Source organism: uncultured Xanthomonas sp. (assembly GCF_964278005.1).
Taxonomy (GTDB): domain Bacteria; phylum Pseudomonadota; class Gammaproteobacteria; order Xanthomonadales; family Xanthomonadaceae; genus Xanthomonas_A; species Xanthomonas_A sontii.
In genome coordinates this window covers 1-16,563 of record NZ_CAXYKF010000002.1, presented here as the reverse complement: position 1 = coordinate 16,563, position 16,563 = coordinate 1, and the positions used below count along the sequence as shown (strand labels likewise).

At 70.3% G+C, this 16,563-nt stretch carries 17 protein-coding genes and 1 riboswitch; of the genes, 6 read left to right on the top strand and 11 right to left on the bottom strand.

Annotated features, from left to right (window positions below):
• Window positions 1-251: 251 nt before the first annotated feature.
• The 5 genes from ACHWVH_RS01565 to ACHWVH_RS01545 form a co-directional block, all read right to left on the bottom strand.
• Entirely contained in the window at window positions 252-584 is a 333-nt protein-coding gene (locus ACHWVH_RS01565) for a thioredoxin family protein (protein ID WP_017911175.1), read from the bottom strand.
• Between the two features lie 88 nt (window positions 585-672).
• Window positions 673-1,233, bottom strand: coding sequence for a flavodoxin (locus ACHWVH_RS01560; protein WP_267103690.1), 561 nt, complete (start codon window positions 1,231-1,233; stop codon window positions 673-675).
• A gap of 120 nt (window positions 1,234-1,353) precedes the next feature.
• Entirely contained in the window at window positions 1,354-2,394 is a 1,041-nt protein-coding gene (locus ACHWVH_RS01555) for a ribonucleotide-diphosphate reductase subunit beta (protein ID WP_010340146.1), read from the bottom strand.
• Between the two features lie 108 nt (window positions 2,395-2,502).
• Window positions 2,503-4,917, bottom strand: coding sequence for a ribonucleoside-diphosphate reductase subunit alpha (locus ACHWVH_RS01550; RefSeq protein ID WP_017908331.1), 2,415 nt, complete (start codon window positions 4,915-4,917; stop codon window positions 2,503-2,505).
• 180 nt (window positions 4,918-5,097) lie between these two features.
• A riboswitch (cobalamin riboswitch) is annotated at window positions 5,098-5,317 on the bottom strand.
• A gap of 187 nt (window positions 5,318-5,504) precedes the next feature.
• Window positions 5,505-6,032: a hypothetical protein gene (locus ACHWVH_RS01545; RefSeq protein ID WP_394686539.1), complete on the bottom strand. Its 528-nt coding sequence runs from the start codon at window positions 6,030-6,032 to the stop codon at window positions 5,505-5,507.
• Between the two features lie 178 nt (window positions 6,033-6,210).
• Here ACHWVH_RS01545 and ompR point away from each other — a divergent pair, with 178 nt between their 5' ends.
• The 3 genes from ompR to ACHWVH_RS01530 all read left to right on the top strand — a co-directional run bounded on the left by ompR (window position 6,211) and on the right by ACHWVH_RS01530 (window position 9,204).
• The gene (ompR, locus tag ACHWVH_RS01540; RefSeq protein ID WP_394686538.1) at window positions 6,211-6,939 is read left to right on the top strand and encodes a two-component system response regulator OmpR; all 729 of its coding nucleotides are present in this window, start codon (window positions 6,211-6,213) and stop codon (window positions 6,937-6,939) included.
• Window positions 6,936-8,204: an ATP-binding protein gene (locus ACHWVH_RS01535; protein ID WP_394686537.1), complete on the top strand. Its 1,269-nt coding sequence runs from the start codon at window positions 6,936-6,938 to the stop codon at window positions 8,202-8,204. Before ompR ends, ACHWVH_RS01535 begins: the two co-directional genes overlap by 4 nt.
• Window positions 8,205-8,280: 76 nt before the next feature.
• Complete coding sequence (locus tag ACHWVH_RS01530; protein WP_394686536.1) at window positions 8,281-9,204, top strand: alpha/beta hydrolase; 924 nt, start codon at window positions 8,281-8,283, stop codon at window positions 9,202-9,204.
• A 31-nt stretch (window positions 9,205-9,235) separates the two neighbouring features.
• Here ACHWVH_RS01530 and ACHWVH_RS01525 read toward each other — a convergent pair whose 3' ends face one another.
• The 3 genes from ACHWVH_RS01525 to ACHWVH_RS01515 all read right to left on the bottom strand — a co-directional run bounded on the left by ACHWVH_RS01525 (window position 9,236) and on the right by ACHWVH_RS01515 (window position 11,139).
• Entirely contained in the window at window positions 9,236-10,006 is a 771-nt protein-coding gene (locus ACHWVH_RS01525; protein WP_295942157.1) for an NAD-dependent deacylase, read from the bottom strand.
• Between the two features lie 163 nt (window positions 10,007-10,169).
• The gene (locus ACHWVH_RS01520) at window positions 10,170-10,601 is read right to left on the bottom strand and encodes an organic hydroperoxide resistance protein (protein WP_017908249.1); all 432 of its coding nucleotides are present in this window, start codon (window positions 10,599-10,601) and stop codon (window positions 10,170-10,172) included.
• A 79-nt stretch (window positions 10,602-10,680) separates the two neighbouring features.
• Complete coding sequence (locus ACHWVH_RS01515; protein WP_152181570.1) at window positions 10,681-11,139, bottom strand: MarR family winged helix-turn-helix transcriptional regulator; 459 nt, start codon at window positions 11,137-11,139, stop codon at window positions 10,681-10,683.
• A 140-nt stretch (window positions 11,140-11,279) separates the two neighbouring features.
• Here ACHWVH_RS01515 and ACHWVH_RS01510 point away from each other — a divergent pair, with 140 nt between their 5' ends.
• Window positions 11,280-11,678 (top strand): hypothetical protein, encoded by a 399-nt coding sequence (locus ACHWVH_RS01510; protein ID WP_394686535.1) that lies wholly within the window; start codon window positions 11,280-11,282, stop codon window positions 11,676-11,678.
• Between the two features lie 22 nt (window positions 11,679-11,700).
• Here ACHWVH_RS01510 and zapE read toward each other — a convergent pair whose 3' ends face one another.
• Both zapE and ACHWVH_RS01500 read right to left on the bottom strand, forming a co-directional pair.
• A complete protein-coding gene (zapE, locus tag ACHWVH_RS01505; RefSeq protein WP_043093670.1) occupies window positions 11,701-12,798 on the bottom strand; it encodes a cell division protein ZapE in 1,098 nt (365 codons plus the stop codon).
• Complete coding sequence (locus tag ACHWVH_RS01500) at window positions 12,795-13,460, bottom strand: alpha/beta hydrolase (RefSeq protein WP_295924405.1); 666 nt, start codon at window positions 13,458-13,460, stop codon at window positions 12,795-12,797. The genes zapE and ACHWVH_RS01500 overlap by 4 nt, the downstream gene beginning before the upstream one ends.
• 86 nt (window positions 13,461-13,546) lie before the next feature.
• Here ACHWVH_RS01500 and ACHWVH_RS01495 point away from each other — a divergent pair, with 86 nt between their 5' ends.
• On the top strand, window positions 13,547-14,410 hold the full coding sequence (locus ACHWVH_RS01495) for an EamA/RhaT family transporter (RefSeq protein ID WP_394686534.1): 864 nt from the start codon (window positions 13,547-13,549) through the stop codon (window positions 14,408-14,410).
• 61 nt (window positions 14,411-14,471) lie between these two features.
• Here ACHWVH_RS01495 and ACHWVH_RS01490 read toward each other — a convergent pair whose 3' ends face one another.
• Entirely contained in the window at window positions 14,472-15,797 is a 1,326-nt protein-coding gene (locus ACHWVH_RS01490; protein WP_394686533.1) for a GTP-binding protein, read from the bottom strand.
• Window positions 15,798-15,872: 75 nt separating this feature from the next.
• Here ACHWVH_RS01490 and ACHWVH_RS01485 point away from each other — a divergent pair, with 75 nt between their 5' ends.
• Window positions 15,873-16,256 carry a MerC domain-containing protein gene (locus ACHWVH_RS01485; RefSeq protein ID WP_394686532.1) on the top strand — a complete coding sequence of 128 codons (384 nt, stop codon included), beginning with the start codon at window positions 15,873-15,875 and terminating at the stop codon, window positions 16,254-16,256.
• Window positions 16,257-16,563: the final 307 nt, after the last annotated feature.

The following is a 16,563-nucleotide window of genomic DNA, read 5'->3' as shown; positions in this document are numbered from 1 at the left end:
TGCTTGACCAGCCTTCGGCTGTGGTAAAGCGCTTCTTTTGGTTACTTTTCTTTGCATAAGCAAAGAAGTGCTTCTCAGCAGCCGAAGGCTGATCAAAGTAACTCGCCGCAAGGCGAAAGCCGTTGCTGTTGATGTTGCTGCTTGATTTACGCGTCGGACAAGCACAACCGCAAGAGTGAGCTTTGGCAGCGATAAGCTCTCTCGGTGAAGCCCGTCGCGGCTAAAGCCACTCCTACCAGGAACGCAAGCGCTCAACCCAGATGCGTGCGCACCGCTTCGTCGATCTTGGCCGGCGGCACGAAGCCGGGCACCCGCGCCACTTCCTCGCCCTGGCGGAACAGCATCAGGGTCGGCGTCTGGCGCAGGCCCTGGGCGCGGAAGAACTCCTCGCCCACGTCTTCCATCTTCACCTTGAGCAGGGTCACGCCCTGCGCGCTCTCGCCCTCGGCGAAACGCTCCAGCGACTTGTCGAGCATGCGGCAGCCCGGGCAGTTGTCCTTGTTGAAATCGGCCAGCACGCGCGGATGCGCGGCGAGGGCATCGGCGAACTGTTCGGCACTGGAAACGGTGATGGTGGTGAGCATGGAACGAAGCCTTGTCTGATGTCGGAAGAAGCCCGGCGTGCGATGGGGACGCCGGCGATGCCAGGAAAACAGATGAACGACGACGGCGTCAGCCGCTGCCATGCAACGGCAACACCCTCGCAGCGAAGCCAGCCGCGCCCGCGGGAGCGGACTCGGCAGCGGCCACCGGCACATCGCCTGCCAACGACGCGCGCGCCGCGCACAACGCCAGCACCTGCGCGCACCACGCGTCGATGGCCGCGTTGTCGCGGTCGCCGTGCGGCATCTGCTCGATCTCCAGCAATGGATAAACACTCTCGAAGAACCGCGCGATGCGCTTGACCGCCCCGCAGTAGTACTCCAGCCCCCACTGCGTCTCGCCGGTGCCGAACGCCGCCACTTCGATCGTCTTGCCTGTCGCCTCGACCAACTCGGCGATATAGCGCTTCATCTCCGCCGGCGTGCGCCCGGCGTTGTCGCTCCAACTGCCGAGCAGATGCAGGTCGAAGTCCGCCGCACGCGCGGCGTCGCCGAGCGCACCCTGCAGCGTCTGCAGGTCGGTGTGGATCCAGGTCACCTCATGCCCCGCCGCCTCGCACTGCGCATGCACGCGGCGGGCGACGTCGCGGGTATTGCCGCTGAGCGAAGCGTAGGCGAGCAGGATGTGCATGGGGCGGGGATTCGGGATGATCAGCCGTTCGGCTGCTGAAAAGCCGGGGAGTGGGGATTCGTCAGAGCGTAGGAACTTGCTGTTGCCAATCCCCATTCCCGATTCCCCAATCCCGGCTCCTCACAGATCGTCGAAGCCGTTGTCCGAGTTGGTCTTCTTGTAGCTGGCGTTGCGCATCTCGAAGAAGTCGGTCTTGGTTTCGGTGAAGTTGTCGGCGTAGGCCTTGATCCACGGCATTACGTTGTCGCTGGCGCCGCTGTACAGCTTCTCGATGCCGAGCATGCCGGACATCTTGTTGGCGCGGTACTTCACGTACTGGATCATCTCGTCCACGTCGATGCCCTCGATGCCGTCGAGCACTTCCGAGGACCACTCGGTCTCCAGGCGGATCGCATGCTCGAACGCCTGATGCACGTAGTCGGTCAGTTCGTTGGTCTGCAGCTCGGCGTTCTCGCCGATGATGGCGCGGATCAGCTCGCTGATGAACTTGGTATGGGCCAGCTCGTCGCGGTTGATGAAGCTGATGATCTTGCCGGTGCCGGTCATGCGGTTCTGCCGCACCAGGTTGTAGAAATACGCGAAGCCGGAATAGAAGTTGATGCCTTCCAGGATCGAGGACTGGATCAGCGAGCGCAGCAGGGTCTCTGCTGTCTTCTCGCGCATGAAGTCGTCGTAGGCCTGCATGATCGGCTGGTTGCGCGCGATGATGGTCGGGTGCGTGCGCGCGATCTCGAACACGCGGTTCTGGTCGGCCAGGCCGGCGATCGAGGCCAGCACGTACGAGTAGCTCTCGTTGTGGATCACTTCCTGCTGGCCGATGATCGCGGCGTTGGCGTGCGCGGCCGGGTCGGTGATGTATTCGGCGACGTTGTAGATGAAGCGCGTCTGCGGCGAATCCAGCGTGGCCAGCAGGCCGATGATCGAGTCGTAGGCGTTCTTCTCGCGCGCCGACAGCTCCCCGTACTGCTTGGCATCGCCCTTCATGTCCACTTCGTCGGGGATCCAGAAGTTGGTCGACAGCTCCTTGTACGCCCGGTAGAAGGACGGGTACGGGATGTCGTTCCAGTTGAGGATGCCGCTGGTGGTGCCGTTGATGATGCCGGTGGAACGGTTGGGGTGCAGCGGTTCGAGGATCTTGATGCGGTCGAGCGCGATGGCCATGGATGTGCTTCGGTAGTCGGGTGAACGGCGCCGGCGGACGGCGCGGGAATGCGGGACGCGCGCGGCAGGACCGGCCTGCCGCGCGGCGCGGGCGTCAGACGCCGGCGATCAGCTCGAGCACCACTCGCACTCGCTGATGTCGATGTCGTTGGAACGCACGTAGTAGGTGGTCTTCAGGCCTTCCTTCCACGCGGTCATGTGCAGGTCCAGCAGGGTGCTGGCGCGGATGCCGCTGGGCACGTAGAAGTTGAAGCTGATCGACTGATCGACGTGGCGCTGGCGGCGCGCGTTCTGGCGCACGCTGGCGAACTGGTCGACCTTGTAGGCGCCCTTCTCGTAGTACGGATAGGTGTCCACGGTCAAGCCGGGCGCCACCACCGGACGGCGGAAGTCCTTCTTCTCTTCGTAGTAGAACGCGCTGTAGATCGGATCGATCGAGGCGGTGGAGCCGGCGATCTGCGCGGTGCTCATGTTCGGCGCCACCGCCACCATCCAGGCGTTGCGCACGCCGTGCACGCTCACCTGCGCGGCCAGTTCCTGCCACTCGGCGCTGTCGTAGCCGCGCTTGGTGAAGTACTCGCCGTTCTGCCAGTCGCTGCCCTTGAACACCTTGTACGCGCCCTTCTCCTTGGCCAGCGCCAGGCTCGCCTGGATGGTCAGGTAGTTGATGCGCTCGTACAGCGAATCGCTGTACGCCTCGGCGTCCGGCGAATTCCAGTCGATGCCCTTCTGCGCCAGCAGGTGGTGCCAGCCGAAGGTGCCCAGGCCGATCGCGCGGTACTTCTGGTTGGTGATGGTGGCCTGCGGCACTGGCAGCTCGTTGAGGTCGATGACGTTGTCGAGCATGCGCACCTGGACGCGGATCAGCCGCTCCAGGATGTCCGGCGACAGCAGGTCCGGCTGCGCGGTGACCGCGCGGCCCAGGTTCACCGAGGACAGGTTGCACACGACGAAGTCGCCGGCCTGCTTGGTGGTGACGATCTGGTCGCCGCTGATCATCTCCTGGATGACCCGCGTCGGGCTCATGTTCTGCAGGATCTCGGTGCACAGGTTGCTGGAATACACCATGCCCTGGTGCTTGTTCGGGTTCATGCGATTGACTTCGTCGCGATAGAACATGAACGGGTTGCCGGTCTCCAGCTGGCTGACCATGATCCGCTTGAACATGTCGATGGCCTTGACCACCTTGCGGCCGATGCGCTCGTCGGCCACCACTTCCTCGTAGCGGGCGCGGAAGCTGCCTTCGCCGCGCTTCTCGTCGAAGAAGTCCTGCAGATACCAGCCCTTGACCTCCTTCACCTCGTGCGGGTCGAACAGGTACCACTCGCCGCGGCGCTCCACCGCTTCCATGAAGATGTCCGGCACGCACACCGCGGTGAACACGTCGTGCGCGCGCAGGCGCTGGTCGCCGTTGTTCAGGCGCAGGTCCAGGAACGCCTCGATGTCGCGGTGCCAGATGTCCAGGTACACGGCGATGGCGCCCTTGCGCTGGCCGAGCTGGTCCACCGACACGGCGGTGTTGTTGAGCTGCTTGATCCACGGCACCACGCCGCCGCTGGAGTTCTTCACGCCGCGGATCGCCGAACCGGAGGAACGCACGTAGCCCAGGTAGGCGCCGACGCCGCCGCCGTGCTTGGACACGCGCGCCACGTCGGTGTTGGAGTCGTAGATGCCCTGCAGGCTGTCGTCGACGGTGTCGATGAAGCAGCTCGACAGCTGCCCGCCGATCTTGCCGGCGTTGGCCAGGGTCGGCGTGGCCACGGTCATGTACAGGTTGGACAGGGCCCAGTAGGCCTCGCCGACCAGCTGCATGCGGCGCTCGCGCGGCTTCTCGTCCTGCATTAGGTACAGGGCGATGGTCAGCCAGCGCTCCTGCGGCAGTTCGTAGACCTTGCGCGAGTTGTCGGTGGCCAGGTAACGCGTGGCCAGCAGGTACAGGCCGTTGTAGGCGAACAGCTTGTCGCGCTCCGGATCGATCATGCGGCCGGCTTCGGCCAGTTCGTCCTTGGAGTAGTTCTTGAGGATGTCGATCGAGTACACGCCGCGGTCGGCCAGACTTTCCTGCAGGCCGACGTAGGAGCCGTACTTCTCGCCGGCATCGTAGAAACGGTTCTTGCTGGCGCGCTTGTACAGGCGGTCCAGGTACAGGCGCGCGGCGAAGTACTCCCACTCCGGCGTGGCGATGTCCACGCGCGACTCGGCCTCGCGGATCAGGTAGTCGACCATGTCGTCGGCCGACAGGCTTTCCTTCTTCTCGATGAAGGCGAAGGCCTTGCGCTCGTAGTCGCTCACGTCCAGCTGCGGGAACTCGGCGTGGATCCGGTCCAGGGTGCGCTGCAGGCGCGAGCGGTCGAAGGCCATGCGGCGGTTGCCGCCGTCCTTGACGATCCAGGTCACGGCGCGCTGGTCGTTGCTCGGCTCGCTGCTGGCCGTCGGCTCCGGCTGGGCAGTGGCGGCAGCGGTCGTGGGGTCGACGGCGGCGTCGACGGACGCGGTGGCCGGCAGGCTGTGGGTCTGGCTCATGAAGGTCTCCAAGCGTGGTGCACGCGGCCGCCCGACCCTCGCAGGCAGCGGTCCGACCGGGTTCGCAGGTGGGCAGGCGGTGTCGCGAAGACTGCAAACGGCGCAGGCACCGGGCCTGCGGGCGGTCAACGCTGCACCGACCCTCTCCCCCCGGAGAGCGCGCGGTCGGCGCCGCGCGGTGTGCTTCGCGCGGCTGTCGGCAGGTCTTCGGGCTGATGGGCAACGGCCGTGGCCGGTTCCTAGCCCGTCGCTTCCCAAGGCGGGCGCCTCAGTGCGGATGACGGGTTCGTTCCCAATTACCGCTGCGGGGCAGCGCCGGAGTTGGCGTTGGCACGCCGCACCGGCTTCCCTTTTGATCCCGCGGCTTGGGGCCGCCGGAACCGACCACCCCAAGATAGTGGGGTCGGTCGGCGACGTCAACGCTAAATATGGGTGGAATTACGAAAACCTAAGCCTGGCAACGGTTTGCCGACGACAGCCGATTCCGGTCCCGCCGCGGCGGCCGTTCGCGGCCGTGACGGGGTCGTGAAGCCGGCCGCAAACACGGGCGTTGGCGCCCCCGGACGCCCCCGACACCGCCGCCTCGCTTAGGGCCGGCACGGCACCACCGCGCCGCTGGCGTCGGTGCAGGTGCCGGTGTGGACGACACTGCCGTCCTGCACGCTGGTGCTGCCCTGGTAGCTGCCCTGCGTGCCATCGACGCTGCTCTGGCGGCTGCCGCTGAGCGTACCGTCGGCGGCCCGGGCCAGGCTGCCGCTGCTGCTCGCGCTGGCGCCGTCGGCGCGCTGGACGCTGGCACTGCCCTGGCGGCTGGCGCTGCCGTCGGCGCTGCGCTCGGCGCTGCCCTGGCGCGTGGCGCTGCCGCCGGCGGCGGTCGTGCGGGTAGCGGCGCTGCGCGCGCTGGCGTTGCCCTGGCCGTCGGCCTGCCATTGGCGGGCGCGCTGCACGCTGCCGTGCGCGCCGCTGGCGCTGGCCTGCACGGCGGCGTGGCGGGCGCCCTCGGTGCCGCCGGCGGTGCGCGTGCGGGTGTGTTCGCGTGCCGGTGCACTGGGCGCGACCAGGACGCCGGCGGCCAGCGCCAGCAGCAAGGGAGTGATGCGACGGGACAGCGACATGGCGTTCTCCGATGACGGCAGCGGCGTGCTGCCGAGTGTCACCGTAGCCATGGCGCCGGCGCCGCGGGCGCCGCATCGGCCAGCAAATGTTGCCGAACGCCGCGGCGGAAACATCCGCTTACAGTTGCGCCGCGGCGGCCGTTGCCGCCGGGCCGCGGCGCAACCGATAGTGGCGTCCATGGACGATGCCGCGCCCGCTCCCCGCCTGCTGCTGGTCGACGACGACAACCGCCTGCGCGCCCTGCTGTGCCGCTACCTGGAGCGCCAGGGCTTCGCGGTCAAGGCGGTGGCCGATGGCGTGCAACTGCAGCAGGCGCTGGCGCGCGGCCACTACGACCTGGTGGTGCTGGACCTGATGCTGCCCGGCGAGAACGGCCTGGAGATCTGCCGACGCCTGCGCGGCCAGGGCGACCACACCCCGATCGTGATGCTGACCGCCAAGGGCGACGAGATCGATCGCATCGTCGGCCTGGAGATCGGCGCCGACGACTACCTGCCCAAGCCGGTCAACCCGCGCGAGCTGCTGGCGCGGATCCGTGCGGTGCTGCGCCGTACCCGCCCGGGCGGGGCCGGCGCGCCGCAGCCGGACGGCGGCGAGATCGGCTTCGGCCGCTTCCGCCTGCACCTGGGCCGGCGCGAGCTGCGCCGCGACGGCGAACCCCTGAAGCTGACCACCGCCGAGTTCGCGGTGCTGTCGGTGCTGCTGCGGCACCCGCAGCAACCGCTGAGCCGCGACCGCCTGTCCAGCCTGGCGCACGGCCGCGAACACGAGCCGCTGGGGCGCAGCATCGACGTGATCGTCGCGCGGCTGCGCAAGCTGCTGGAGGACGACGTGCGCACGCCGCGGCTGATCCAGACCGTGTGGGGCGTGGGCTACGTGTACGTGCCGCCGGAGCCGCAGGCATGAGCGCGCCTGCCTCCCGCGCCAGCGGCTGGCCGCGCAGCCTGTTCGGGCAACTGGCGCTGGTGATCGCGCTGGTGCTGGCCGGCGCCGGCCTGCTGGCGCTGCTGCTCGGCCGCGAACTGGCAGTGCGGCCGGCAGCGCAGCAGCAACTGCGCATGCTGCACGGCTTCGCCAATGTCGCCGAGGCGCTGCAGCGCTCGCCGGCCGCCGCGGCGCTGACGCCGGCGTTGCGCGAGGCCGGCCTGCAACTGCGCAGCGCGCCGCCCACCGCCAGCGCCGCCGGCCCGCTGGCCGACGCGATGCAGCGCCGCGCGGCCGATCAGCTCGGCCCCGGGCGCGCGCTGCGCCGCGATGCCGACGGCACCCTGTGGCTGCAACTGGCCACGCCGACCCCGCTGTGGGTGGCGTTCTCCAGCCAGCCGCGCGAGCACGGCCTGCGCCGGTTCTCGATGGCGATGCTGGCCGGTTGCGCGCTGCTGGTCTGGCTGGCCGCTGCGCTGGTCGCGCGGCGCCTGGTGCGGCCGCTGCGGCAACTGGCGCAGGCCGCGCCGCACCTGGTCCGCGGCGAACAGGCCGCACCGATCGCCACCGGCGGTCCGCGCGAGGTCGCCGCGCTGGCGCAGGCGCTCACGGCGGCCAGCGCCGACGTGCGCCACGCCGCGGCCGAGCGTGCGCTGCTGCTGGCCGGCATCTCCCACGACCTGCGCACCCCGCTGACCCGGCTGCAGTACGCGCTGGCGCTGCTGCCGCAGGTGGAGCCGGAACTGCGCGAGGGCATGGAGCGCGACATCGGCGAGATCGACGCGATCCTGGCGCAGTTCATCGCCTACGCCCGCGACGGCCGCGACGAACCGGCCGTCGCCCTGGACCTGGCCGACCTCTGCCGGCAGGCGCTGGGCGCGGCGCAACCCGGCTGGGAGGCCGTCCTGCCCGCGCAGGCGCCGCTGCACGGGCGGCCGCTGGCGCTGCAGCGCGCGCTCGGCAACCTCATCGGCAATGCCGAACGGCATGGCGCGGCGCCGTTCCAGCTGCGCCTGCACGGCGACGGCGGCGATGGCTGGCGCATCGAGGTACGCGACCACGGCCCCGGCCTGGACCCGGTGCTGGCTGCGCGCGCGTTACAGCCGTTCGTGCACGGCGGCCATGGCGGCAGCGGACTAGGCCTGGCGATCGTCGAGCGCGTCGCACGCCAGCATCGCGGCGCGTTGCTGCTGCAGCCCATCGCCCCACACGGCCTGTGCGCCACCCTGCACCTGCGCCCGGCCTGAACCGGCGCATGTCGGCGCCTACACCGGCCGGCCGCGCCACGCCCTCCCTCGCCGTCCTTCAAGGAGTGATCCGCCCATGCGCCTGTCCCGCCCGTCGCCCGTCCATTGCCTGCTCGCCCTGGCGCTGCTGCTGCCGGCACTGACCGCCATGCCTGCCCACGCCCAGGACGGACGCCTGCGCGCACGCCTGCTGCAGCGTCTGCAGGGCGACCGCGCCGACACCGCGCGTGCGCCACTGCCCGCCGGCGCGCAGGTGCTGCGCGACGTCGCCTACGGCCCGGACCCGGCGCAGCGCATGGACGTGTACCTGCCGGCCGGCGCGCGCCAGGCCCCGCTGCTGGTGATGGTGCACGGCGGCGGCTGGGCCGACGGCGACAAGGACAACCCCGGCGTGGCCGCCAACAAGGTCGCGCACTGGCTGCCGCAGGGCCATGTGCTGGTGTCGGTGAACTATCGCCTGCTGCCGCAGGCCACGCCGCTTGCGCAGGCAGAAGACGTGGCGCGCGCGGTCGCCCGGATCCAGCAACTGGCGCCACAGTGGGGCGCCGATCCGGCGCGGCTGGTGCTGATGGGCCACTCGGCCGGCGCGCACCTGGTGAGCCTGCTGAACCTGTCGCCGGACCTGCTGGCGCAGGCCGGGGCGCGCCGACCGCTGGGCACGGTGGCGCTGGACAGTGCGGCGATGGACGTGGAGCAGGTGATGCAGCAACGGCATCTGCCGCTGTACGACCGCGCGTTCGGCAGCGTGCGCAGCGACTGGATCGCCGCCTCGCCGTACCACGTCATGGGCGCCAGCGCGCCGCCGCTGCTGGCGGTGTGCTCCAGCCGCCGTGCCGATGCCTGCGCGCAGGCGCGCCACCTGGCCGCCAAGGCCAACGGCCGCGGCATCCGCGTCGAGGTGCTGCCGCAGGACGCCAGCCATGCCGAGATCAACCGCGACCTGGGCCTGCCCTCGGCCTACACCGCGGCGGTGGACGCGTTCCTGCACACGCTGCGCTGAGCGCCGCGCACGGCCCCCACGACAACCAGGCTCAGGCCACCATGCACTGCTGCAGCAGCAACGGCAGCGCCACCGCGGCGCTGTCGCGCCAGTGCAGATCCGCACGGGCCGACAACGCACTGGGTTCGGGATTGATCTCGACCACGCAGGCGCCGCGCTCCTTGGCCTGCAGCGGCAGGCTGGCGGCCGGATAGACCAGGCCGGAACTGCCGATCACCAGCACTAGGTCGGCGTCGTCGGCCGCGGTCTGCGCGCGCGCCCACTCCGCCGCCGGCAACGCTTCGCCGAACCACACCACGCCCGGGCGCACCGTGCCGCCGCAGGCCGCGCACACCGGCGGCGCCAGGCGCTGGCTGGGCGTGTGCACGTCGATCGGCGGCAGCAAGCCTCGCCAGGGCTGGCCGCAGTCGCTGCAGCGCAGCGCCGACAACCGGCCATGCACGTGCGCGGCGACCTCGCTGCCGGCGCGCTGGTGCAGGTCGTCCACGTTCTGGGTCACCAGGGTGGTGTGGCGGACCTCGGCCAGGCGCGCCAGCGCCAGGTGCCCGGCGTGCGGCTGGGCCTGCGCCACGATCGCCATGCGCCAGCGGTACCAGCCCCAGACCAGGGCGGGGTCGGCACGCCAGGCGTCCTCGGTGGCCAGTTGCTCGGGATCGAAGCGCGACCACAGGCTGTCGTCCTGGCCACGGAAGGTCGGTACCCCGCTCTCGGCGGACATGCCGGCACCGGTCAGCACCAGCAGACGGCGTGCGCCGTGCAGGAAGGCGGCGACGGTCTCGGCGTTGTAGGCGGAACTGAGCATGGCGCGCCCGATTTGATCAAGCTCACACTATTGCACCCCCGCGGGGTGGTCTCAATGTGCGTGGCAACACGCGCGGCGCCCACAACGCGAACGGGCGGCCAGTGGCCGCCCGTGGTGTGTCGCCCTGGACCGGCGCAAGCGCCGGCCCGGACATCGCGCTGGCTCAGTCGAGCACGACCAGCTTGACGTCGATGTTGCCGCGGGTGGCGTTGGAGTACGGGCACACCTGGTGCGCCTTCTCCACCAGCGATTCCAGCGTCGCACGCTCCAGGCCCGGCGCGGCGATGCGCAGTTCCACGGCGATGCCGAAGCCGCCCGGGATCTGGCCGATGCCGACGTGGCCCTCGATGCTCGTCTCGGCCGGCAGCGCCACCTTCTCCTGCCCGGCGACGAACTTCAGCGCACCGATGAAGCAGGCCGAGTAGCCGGCCGCGAACAGCTGCTCCGGGTTGGTGCCGTCGCCGCCGGCGCCGCCGAGCTCGCGCGGGGTCGACAGCTTGACGTCCAGCGCCTTGTCCGGGGTGGCGGCGCGGCCGTCGCGGCCCCCGGTGGCGGTGGCAGTGGCGGTGTAGGCGATGGTGGTCGGTGAAGCCATGGTGGTTCTCCTTGGAGGGCGGCGCCGCGGCGCCATGGGGTAGGGGTAGAGGGAAATGCGCGATCGGGACGGGAATCGGTCAGGCCGCGGCCTGCAGCTTGCCGCGGACCTCTTCCAGGTCGTGCTTGAGCCGGGTCAGTTGCTGCAGGTCGCAGGCGACCGCGCACAGCACGCCTTCCGGCACCGCCTGCGCGCGTGTGCGCAGCGCCTGGCCGTCGGCGGTCAGCGCGATCAGCACGCGGCGCTCGTCCTCGGCCGCGCGGCTGCGGGTCAGCAGACCGATCGCCTCCAGGCGCTTGAGCAGCGGGGTCAGCGTGGCCGAATCCAGGAACAGCTTCTCGCCGATGTCCGAGACGCTGCGCTGGTCCTGCTCCCACAGCACCAGCATCACCAGGTACTGCGGATAGGTCAGGCCGAGGTCGCGCAGCAGCCCGCGGTAGAGCTTGTGCATGGCCAGGTTGGCCGAATACAGCGCGAAGCACAGCTGGGTATCCAGCTTCAGCAGGGCGGTGGCGTCGGGGGCAGAGGTGCGGTCCATGGGCACTACATTACATAGCGCGCGATTTAATAGCAAGCGATATTTATACCCTGCCGACTCCTTGCTGAAGCCGGCGCCGCCCTCCCCTCGTGCTGCCAGCGACGCAGGACGACGCTGCGCGCAACTCGAGGAGCTTCCGCATGCGCGCATCGTTCCTGCTGCTGGCCGCGCTCGGCGCTGCCCCCATCGTACCCAAGGCCGTGCCCAACACCCTGCCCGACGGCCCGGTGCTGATCGGTGCCGGCGCCGACGCGCTGGCCCGGGAAACCCGTCGCCAGTGCCCCGGCGTGCCGACCGATCGGCTCACCCCGGCCGATCTGCTCGCTGCCGAGGAGACGTTTCGCGATGGATTATCGGCAGCGCAGCGCCAGGCCATGGACCGGCAGTTGCCGCAGGATGGCGCGTCCGGCCCGGCCCGTTGCGCGCACCGCGAGGGCGGCGCCAGTTGCCTGGCGGCCGCCTATCTGGAAGAGATCGCCGGCGCGGGCCTGATGCCGCGCTTCGTCGCCGGGCTGTGTGCGCCCGGCGCGGTGCGCTGAGCGCCCGCAGACGCTCCCGCGCTCAGACCCGGTGCGCCGCCGCCAGGTACTCGGCGCTCTGCATCTCGATCAGCCGCGAGGCGGTGCGCTCGAACGCACCGGCCAGGCGCTCGCCGGTGTACAGCAGCGGCGGCGGATCCTGCGCGGTGCAGACCAGGTTGACGTGGCGGTCGTACAGTTCGTCGATCAGGTTGACGAAGCGCCGCGCCGCGTCCTCGTTCATGCGATCGAAGTGCGGGATGCCGCCGAGCAGCACGGTGGTGAACTCGTGCGCGATCTCGATGTAGTCGCTGGGACCGCGCGGGCCTTCGCACAAGGCGACGAAATCGAACCAGACGATGCTCTTGCCGCGCGCACGCACCGGGATCTTGCGCCCTTCCAGTTCGATGTTGCCGCGGCGCGCCTCGGCATTGCCGGTCAGCGCGCCCCAGCGCTCGCCCAGCCAGGCATCGCTGTCCTCGGCCAGCGGCGCGCGGTACACCGGCGAACGGGTCAGCGCGCGCATGCGGTAGTCCTCGGTGCCCTCGGCGTACAGCTCCACGCAATAGGTCTGCAGCAGGCCGATCGCCGGCAGGAAGCTCTCGCGCTGCAGGCCGTTGAGGTACAGGTTCTGCGGCGCGGTGTTGGAGGTGGTGACCAGGGTCACGCCCTCGGCGAACAGGCGTTCGAGCAGGCGCGACAGCAGCATCGCATCGCCGATGTCGGTGACGAAGAACTCGTCCAGCACCAGCACGCGCAACCGGCTGCGCCACTCCTGCGCGATCTTCGCCAGCGGATCGCTCTGCCCGGCATGTTCGCGCAGGCGCTCGTGCACGCCGCGCATGAAGCGGTGGAAATGCGTGCGGTACTTCCGCGCGATCGGCAGGCCGTCGTAGAACAGATCGACCAGGAAGGTCTTGCCGCGGCCGACCCCGCCCCAGAAGTACAGGCCGCGCACCGGCTCGGGCTTCTTCCAGAACGCCGACAGCCGGTCCAGCCAGCCCTCCTGGTCGCCGTCCACGATCGCGGTATGGATGCGGTCCAGTTCGGCCAGCGCCGCGTGCTGCGCTGGATCGTCGCGCCAGTCGCCGCGCGCCACGCCCTCGGCGTAGCGCTGCGACGGCAATGCCGCCGCGCTCACGCCTGTGCCGCCGGCAGCCAGGCCTTGACCGCGTGCTGCAACGCGCCGCGCAGGTCGATCAGCTTGCGATGGAAGAAGTGGCTGGTGTCGGGCATGCGCACCAGTTCCGGCTGTGCCTCCAGGGTCTCCAGCCAGTCGTACACGGCCTGCGGATCGACGATCTCGTCGGCCTCGCCCTGGATCACCAGCCACTGCGGCGGCGGCGCCATGTCGGAAAAATCCCAGCGCCCGGCCGGCGGCGCGATCGAGATCAGCACCTGCGGCTGCAGCGCGGCGCTGGCGCGCAGCGAGACGTAGGCGCCGAAGCTGAAACCGGCCAGCCACAGCGCGTCGTGCGGACGCTGATCGCGCACCCAGGCGGCCACCGCGGCCAGGTCCTGCTGCTCGCCGTCGCCGTGGTCGAAGCTGCCGGCAGACGCGCCGACGCTGCGGAAGTTGAAGCGCACCACGCGCACGCCCAGCTCGCGCAGCGCGCGCGCGACCATGGTCACCACCTTGTTGTGCATGCTGCCGCCCTCGGTGGACAGCGGATGGCAGACGATGGCGGTGACCGGCAGCGCGGCGACGTCGGCGTCGGGCAGATCGACCGCGGCCTCGATCGGGCCGGCGGGGCCTTGCAGCGTCAGTGCGCCGGAAGCGGTGGGGAAAGCGGGAGAGGTCATGCGGTCATAATACCGGGGCTGGGTCGCAGCCACATGCCGAAGCGGTGCACGCAGCGTTCTTTTTCCTCCCGATCCGGATCCTGCGTGTGGTCTTCGTCCTGTTGAGTGTGGTGTGCAGCGTGCTGGTCTCGGCGCTGCTGAAGCTGGCGCCGCAGCGGCGCATCGACCTGGCCCAGGCGGTGACCTGGAACTACCTGGCGGCGCTGCTGCTGTGCGCCGCCCTGCTGCAGCCGCCGCTGGCCGCGCTGGGCGATGCGCACACGCCGTGGGTGTCGCTGCTGGCGCTGGGCGTGTTGCTGCCGAGCCTGTTCCTGGTGCTGGGCCGCACGGTGGCCAACGCCGGCATCGTGCGCACCGACGCGGCGCAGCGGCTGTCGCTGCTGCTGTCGCTGGCGGTGGCCTTCCTCTGGTTCGGCGAACGCGCCAATGGCGCCAAGCTGGCCGGCCTGGCGCTGGGCCTGCTAGCGATCGTCGGCATCGTGCAGCGACCGCAGGCGGCCGCGCACAGCACCGCGCGCACCGCGCCGTGGCTGCTGCTGGTGTGGGTCGGCTTCGCCGCGATCGACGTGCTGCTCAAGCGCATCGCCCAGGCCGGCACGCCGTTCGCCGCCTCGCTGCTGGTCGCCTTCGCGCTGGCTTTCGTGCTGCTGCTGGGCGTGCAGCTGTGGCGCCAGCTGCGCGGCACCGCCCCGCTTGCCTGGCGCAACCTCGGCGCCGGCCTGCTGCTGGGCGCGCTCAACTTCGGCAACATCCTGTTCTACGTGCGCGCGCACCAGGCGCTGCCGGACAGCCCGGCCAGCGTGTTCGCGGCGATGAACCTGGGCGTGATCGGCCTGGGCGCCCTGCTCGGCATCGCCGTGTTCGGCGAGCGCACCAACCGCTGGAACCGCCTCGGCCTGCTGTTGGCGGTGCCGGCGATCGTCCTGATCGCGATGGGCGCGCGCGGCTGAGCCTCGGGCCCAGGCCCCGCTCCTGCGATTGCCCGATCCCGCTGCCCGACTCCCGGCCCCCTCAACGCCTCCACACCGGGAACGGATCTTCCAGCGCCTGCCACGCCACCGGCCCACGCCGCAGCTCGGCGTCGTCGAGCAGGCAGGCATCGAGTTCGGCGCGCACCCGCGCCTCGTCCAGGCCGACGCCGATCACCGCCAGTTCCTGGCGGCGGTCGCCCCACAGCGGGTGCCACATCGCCCGCAGCGCCGCGTACTCGCGCGCATCGCCGACCTCCTCGGCCTGCGGCGGCGGCGCGTTCCAGCACGCGGTCTGCTGCCGCTGCCAGCCCAGTTCGGTGTACGCCAGCGGCGAGGGCGGCAGCGCCAGCGGCGTGTCCAGCAGGCCGCGGTCCACGCGCTCGCGTGCTGCGTACCAGAAGCCGGCCGCCTGGGTCTGGGTGGCCGCGCCGACGATGGACAGTTCGCCGACCCAGTCCATGCGGCTGGCGAGCCAGAAGAAGCCCTTGCTGCGGATCACGTCGCGCAGGCCGCGTTGCGCCAGCCGCGCGAAGCGCAGCGGATGGAACGGCCGGCGCGCGCGATAGACGAAACTTTCGATGCCGAACTGCTCGGTCTCCGGCGCGTGCTCGCCGCGCAGCGCCTGCATCCAGCCCGGCGCCAGCTGCGCGCGCACGAAGTCGAAGCGGCCGGTGTCCAGCACCAGCTCCAGCGGCACGTCGCCACGGCTGGCCTCGACGATGCGCGCATCGCGGTTGAGCGCGCGCAGCACCGCGCGGGTCCGGTCGAGGGTGGCCGTATCGGCCAGGTCGGCCTTGCTGATGACGATCACGTCGGCGAACTCGATCTGCTCCACCAGCAGGTTGACCAGCCCGCGCTCATCGTCGTCCCCGGCCTGCAGGCCGCGGTCGGCCAGGCGCTCGGCCGAGCCGAAGTCGCGCAGGAAGCTGACCCCGTCGACCACGGTGAGCATGGTGTCCAGGCGCGCGAGGTCGGCCAGGCCGCGGCCGTCGGCGTCGCGCACGGCGAAGGTCGCCGCCACCGGCATCGGCTCGGAGATGCCGGTGGATTCGATCAGCAGGTAATCGTAGCGCCCGCTCTCGGCCAGGCGCTGCACCTCCTGGCGCAGGTCGTCGCGCAACGTGCAGCAGATGCAGCCGTTGCTGAACTCGACCAGGGTCTCCTCGGTGCGGCTGAGCGCGGCGCCGCCGTCGCGGATCAGCGCCGCGTCGATGTTGACCTCGCTCATGTCGTTGACGATCACCGCCACCCGGCGGCCGTCGCGGTTGTGCAGCACGCGGTTGAGCAGGGTGGTCTTGCCGGCACCCAGGAAGCCGGACAGGACGGTGACGGGGAGGCGGGAATCGGAAACGGCGGACGTGGACATGGCGGGCATCGGCGCGGAGGCGTGGCGGGCTGGAAATGTTACTATATAACACTTGGTGCATTGGAGTGATCGTCCATGAAATCCCTGCCGCAATCCTTCTTCGACGCCTCGGCGATGGTGTTGTCCGGGCTGTGCCTGCTGCACTGCCTGGCCTTGCCCTTGCTGGCCGCGGCGCTGCCGTTGTTCAGCGTCTGGGCCGAGGCCGAGTGGGTGCACGTGGTGTTCGTGGCGATCGCCGCGCCGTTGGCGGGGCTGGCGCTGCGGCGCGGGCACCAGCGCGACGCGCTGCCCTGGCCGCTGTGGACGCTGGCGGCACTGGGCCTGCTCGGTCTGCTGGCCGGCGCCTTCGGCATTCCCGACGAGGCCAGCGAGACCGCGATGACGGTGTGCGGCAGCCTGGCGTTGGCCAGTGCGCATCTGTGGAACTGGCGCCGGCATCGGCGGCGTTGCGGGCATTGAGTGTAGGTGGCGGCATGCGCGTAGCGTGCGGTCGCCGAGCGGCAATCGGGGTCGAGGCGCATTTGCTGTTGCTGTCGCCTTGGCAGTCGCCGTTGCCTCTGCTGTTGCTGACGCGTTGGCAGTTGCCGCTGTTTCTGCTTTTGCCGTTGCCGTTGCCGTTGCTCTGGCTTTTGACTTACCGGGTTCCCTTCCGCAGCGGCGGATGGACCGGGGAAAAACCCGAAGGGCGGCGTACATGGATGTACGCCGTTCGCGGCAGGGGCAGGATGCCCCTTCCGCGAATCCCCGGTGCATCCGCGGACCCGGA

Coding starts and splice junctions, on each gene's coding strand:
- ACHWVH_RS01525 (WP_295942157.1), bottom strand. CDS start 10,006: ATGCTCAGTTCCGCCTACAACGCCGAGACCGTCGCCGCCTTCCTGCAC.
- ACHWVH_RS01560 (WP_267103690.1), bottom strand. CDS start 1,233: ATGCACATCCTGCTCGCCTACGCTTCGCTCAGCGGCAATACCCGCGAC.
- ACHWVH_RS01520 (WP_017908249.1), bottom strand. CDS start 10,601: ATGGCTTCACCGACCACCATCGCCTACACCGCCACTGCCACCGCCACC.
- ACHWVH_RS01500 (WP_295924405.1), bottom strand. CDS start 13,460: ATGACCTCTCCCGCTTTCCCCACCGCTTCCGGCGCACTGACGCTGCAA.
- ACHWVH_RS01545 (WP_394686539.1), bottom strand. CDS start 6,032: ATGTCGCTGTCCCGTCGCATCACTCCCTTGCTGCTGGCGCTGGCCGCC.
- ACHWVH_RS01510 (WP_394686535.1), top strand. CDS start 11,280: ATGCGCGCATCGTTCCTGCTGCTGGCCGCGCTCGGCGCTGCCCCCATC.
- ACHWVH_RS01515 (WP_152181570.1), bottom strand. CDS start 11,139: ATGGACCGCACCTCTGCCCCCGACGCCACCGCCCTGCTGAAGCTGGAT.
- ACHWVH_RS01555 (WP_010340146.1), bottom strand. CDS start 2,394: ATGGCCATCGCGCTCGACCGCATCAAGATCCTCGAACCGCTGCACCCC.
- ompR (WP_394686538.1), top strand. CDS start 6,211: ATGGACGATGCCGCGCCCGCTCCCCGCCTGCTGCTGGTCGACGACGAC.
- ACHWVH_RS01530 (WP_394686536.1), top strand. CDS start 8,281: ATGCGCCTGTCCCGCCCGTCGCCCGTCCATTGCCTGCTCGCCCTGGCG.
- ACHWVH_RS01535 (WP_394686537.1), top strand. CDS start 6,936: ATGAGCGCGCCTGCCTCCCGCGCCAGCGGCTGGCCGCGCAGCCTGTTC.
- ACHWVH_RS01565 (WP_017911175.1), bottom strand. CDS start 584: ATGCTCACCACCATCACCGTTTCCAGTGCCGAACAGTTCGCCGATGCC.
- ACHWVH_RS01550 (WP_017908331.1), bottom strand. CDS start 4,917: ATGAGCCAGACCCACAGCCTGCCGGCCACCGCGTCCGTCGACGCCGCC.
- ACHWVH_RS01490 (WP_394686533.1), bottom strand. CDS start 15,797: ATGTCCACGTCCGCCGTTTCCGATTCCCGCCTCCCCGTCACCGTCCTG.
- ACHWVH_RS01485 (WP_394686532.1), top strand. CDS start 15,873: ATGAAATCCCTGCCGCAATCCTTCTTCGACGCCTCGGCGATGGTGTTG.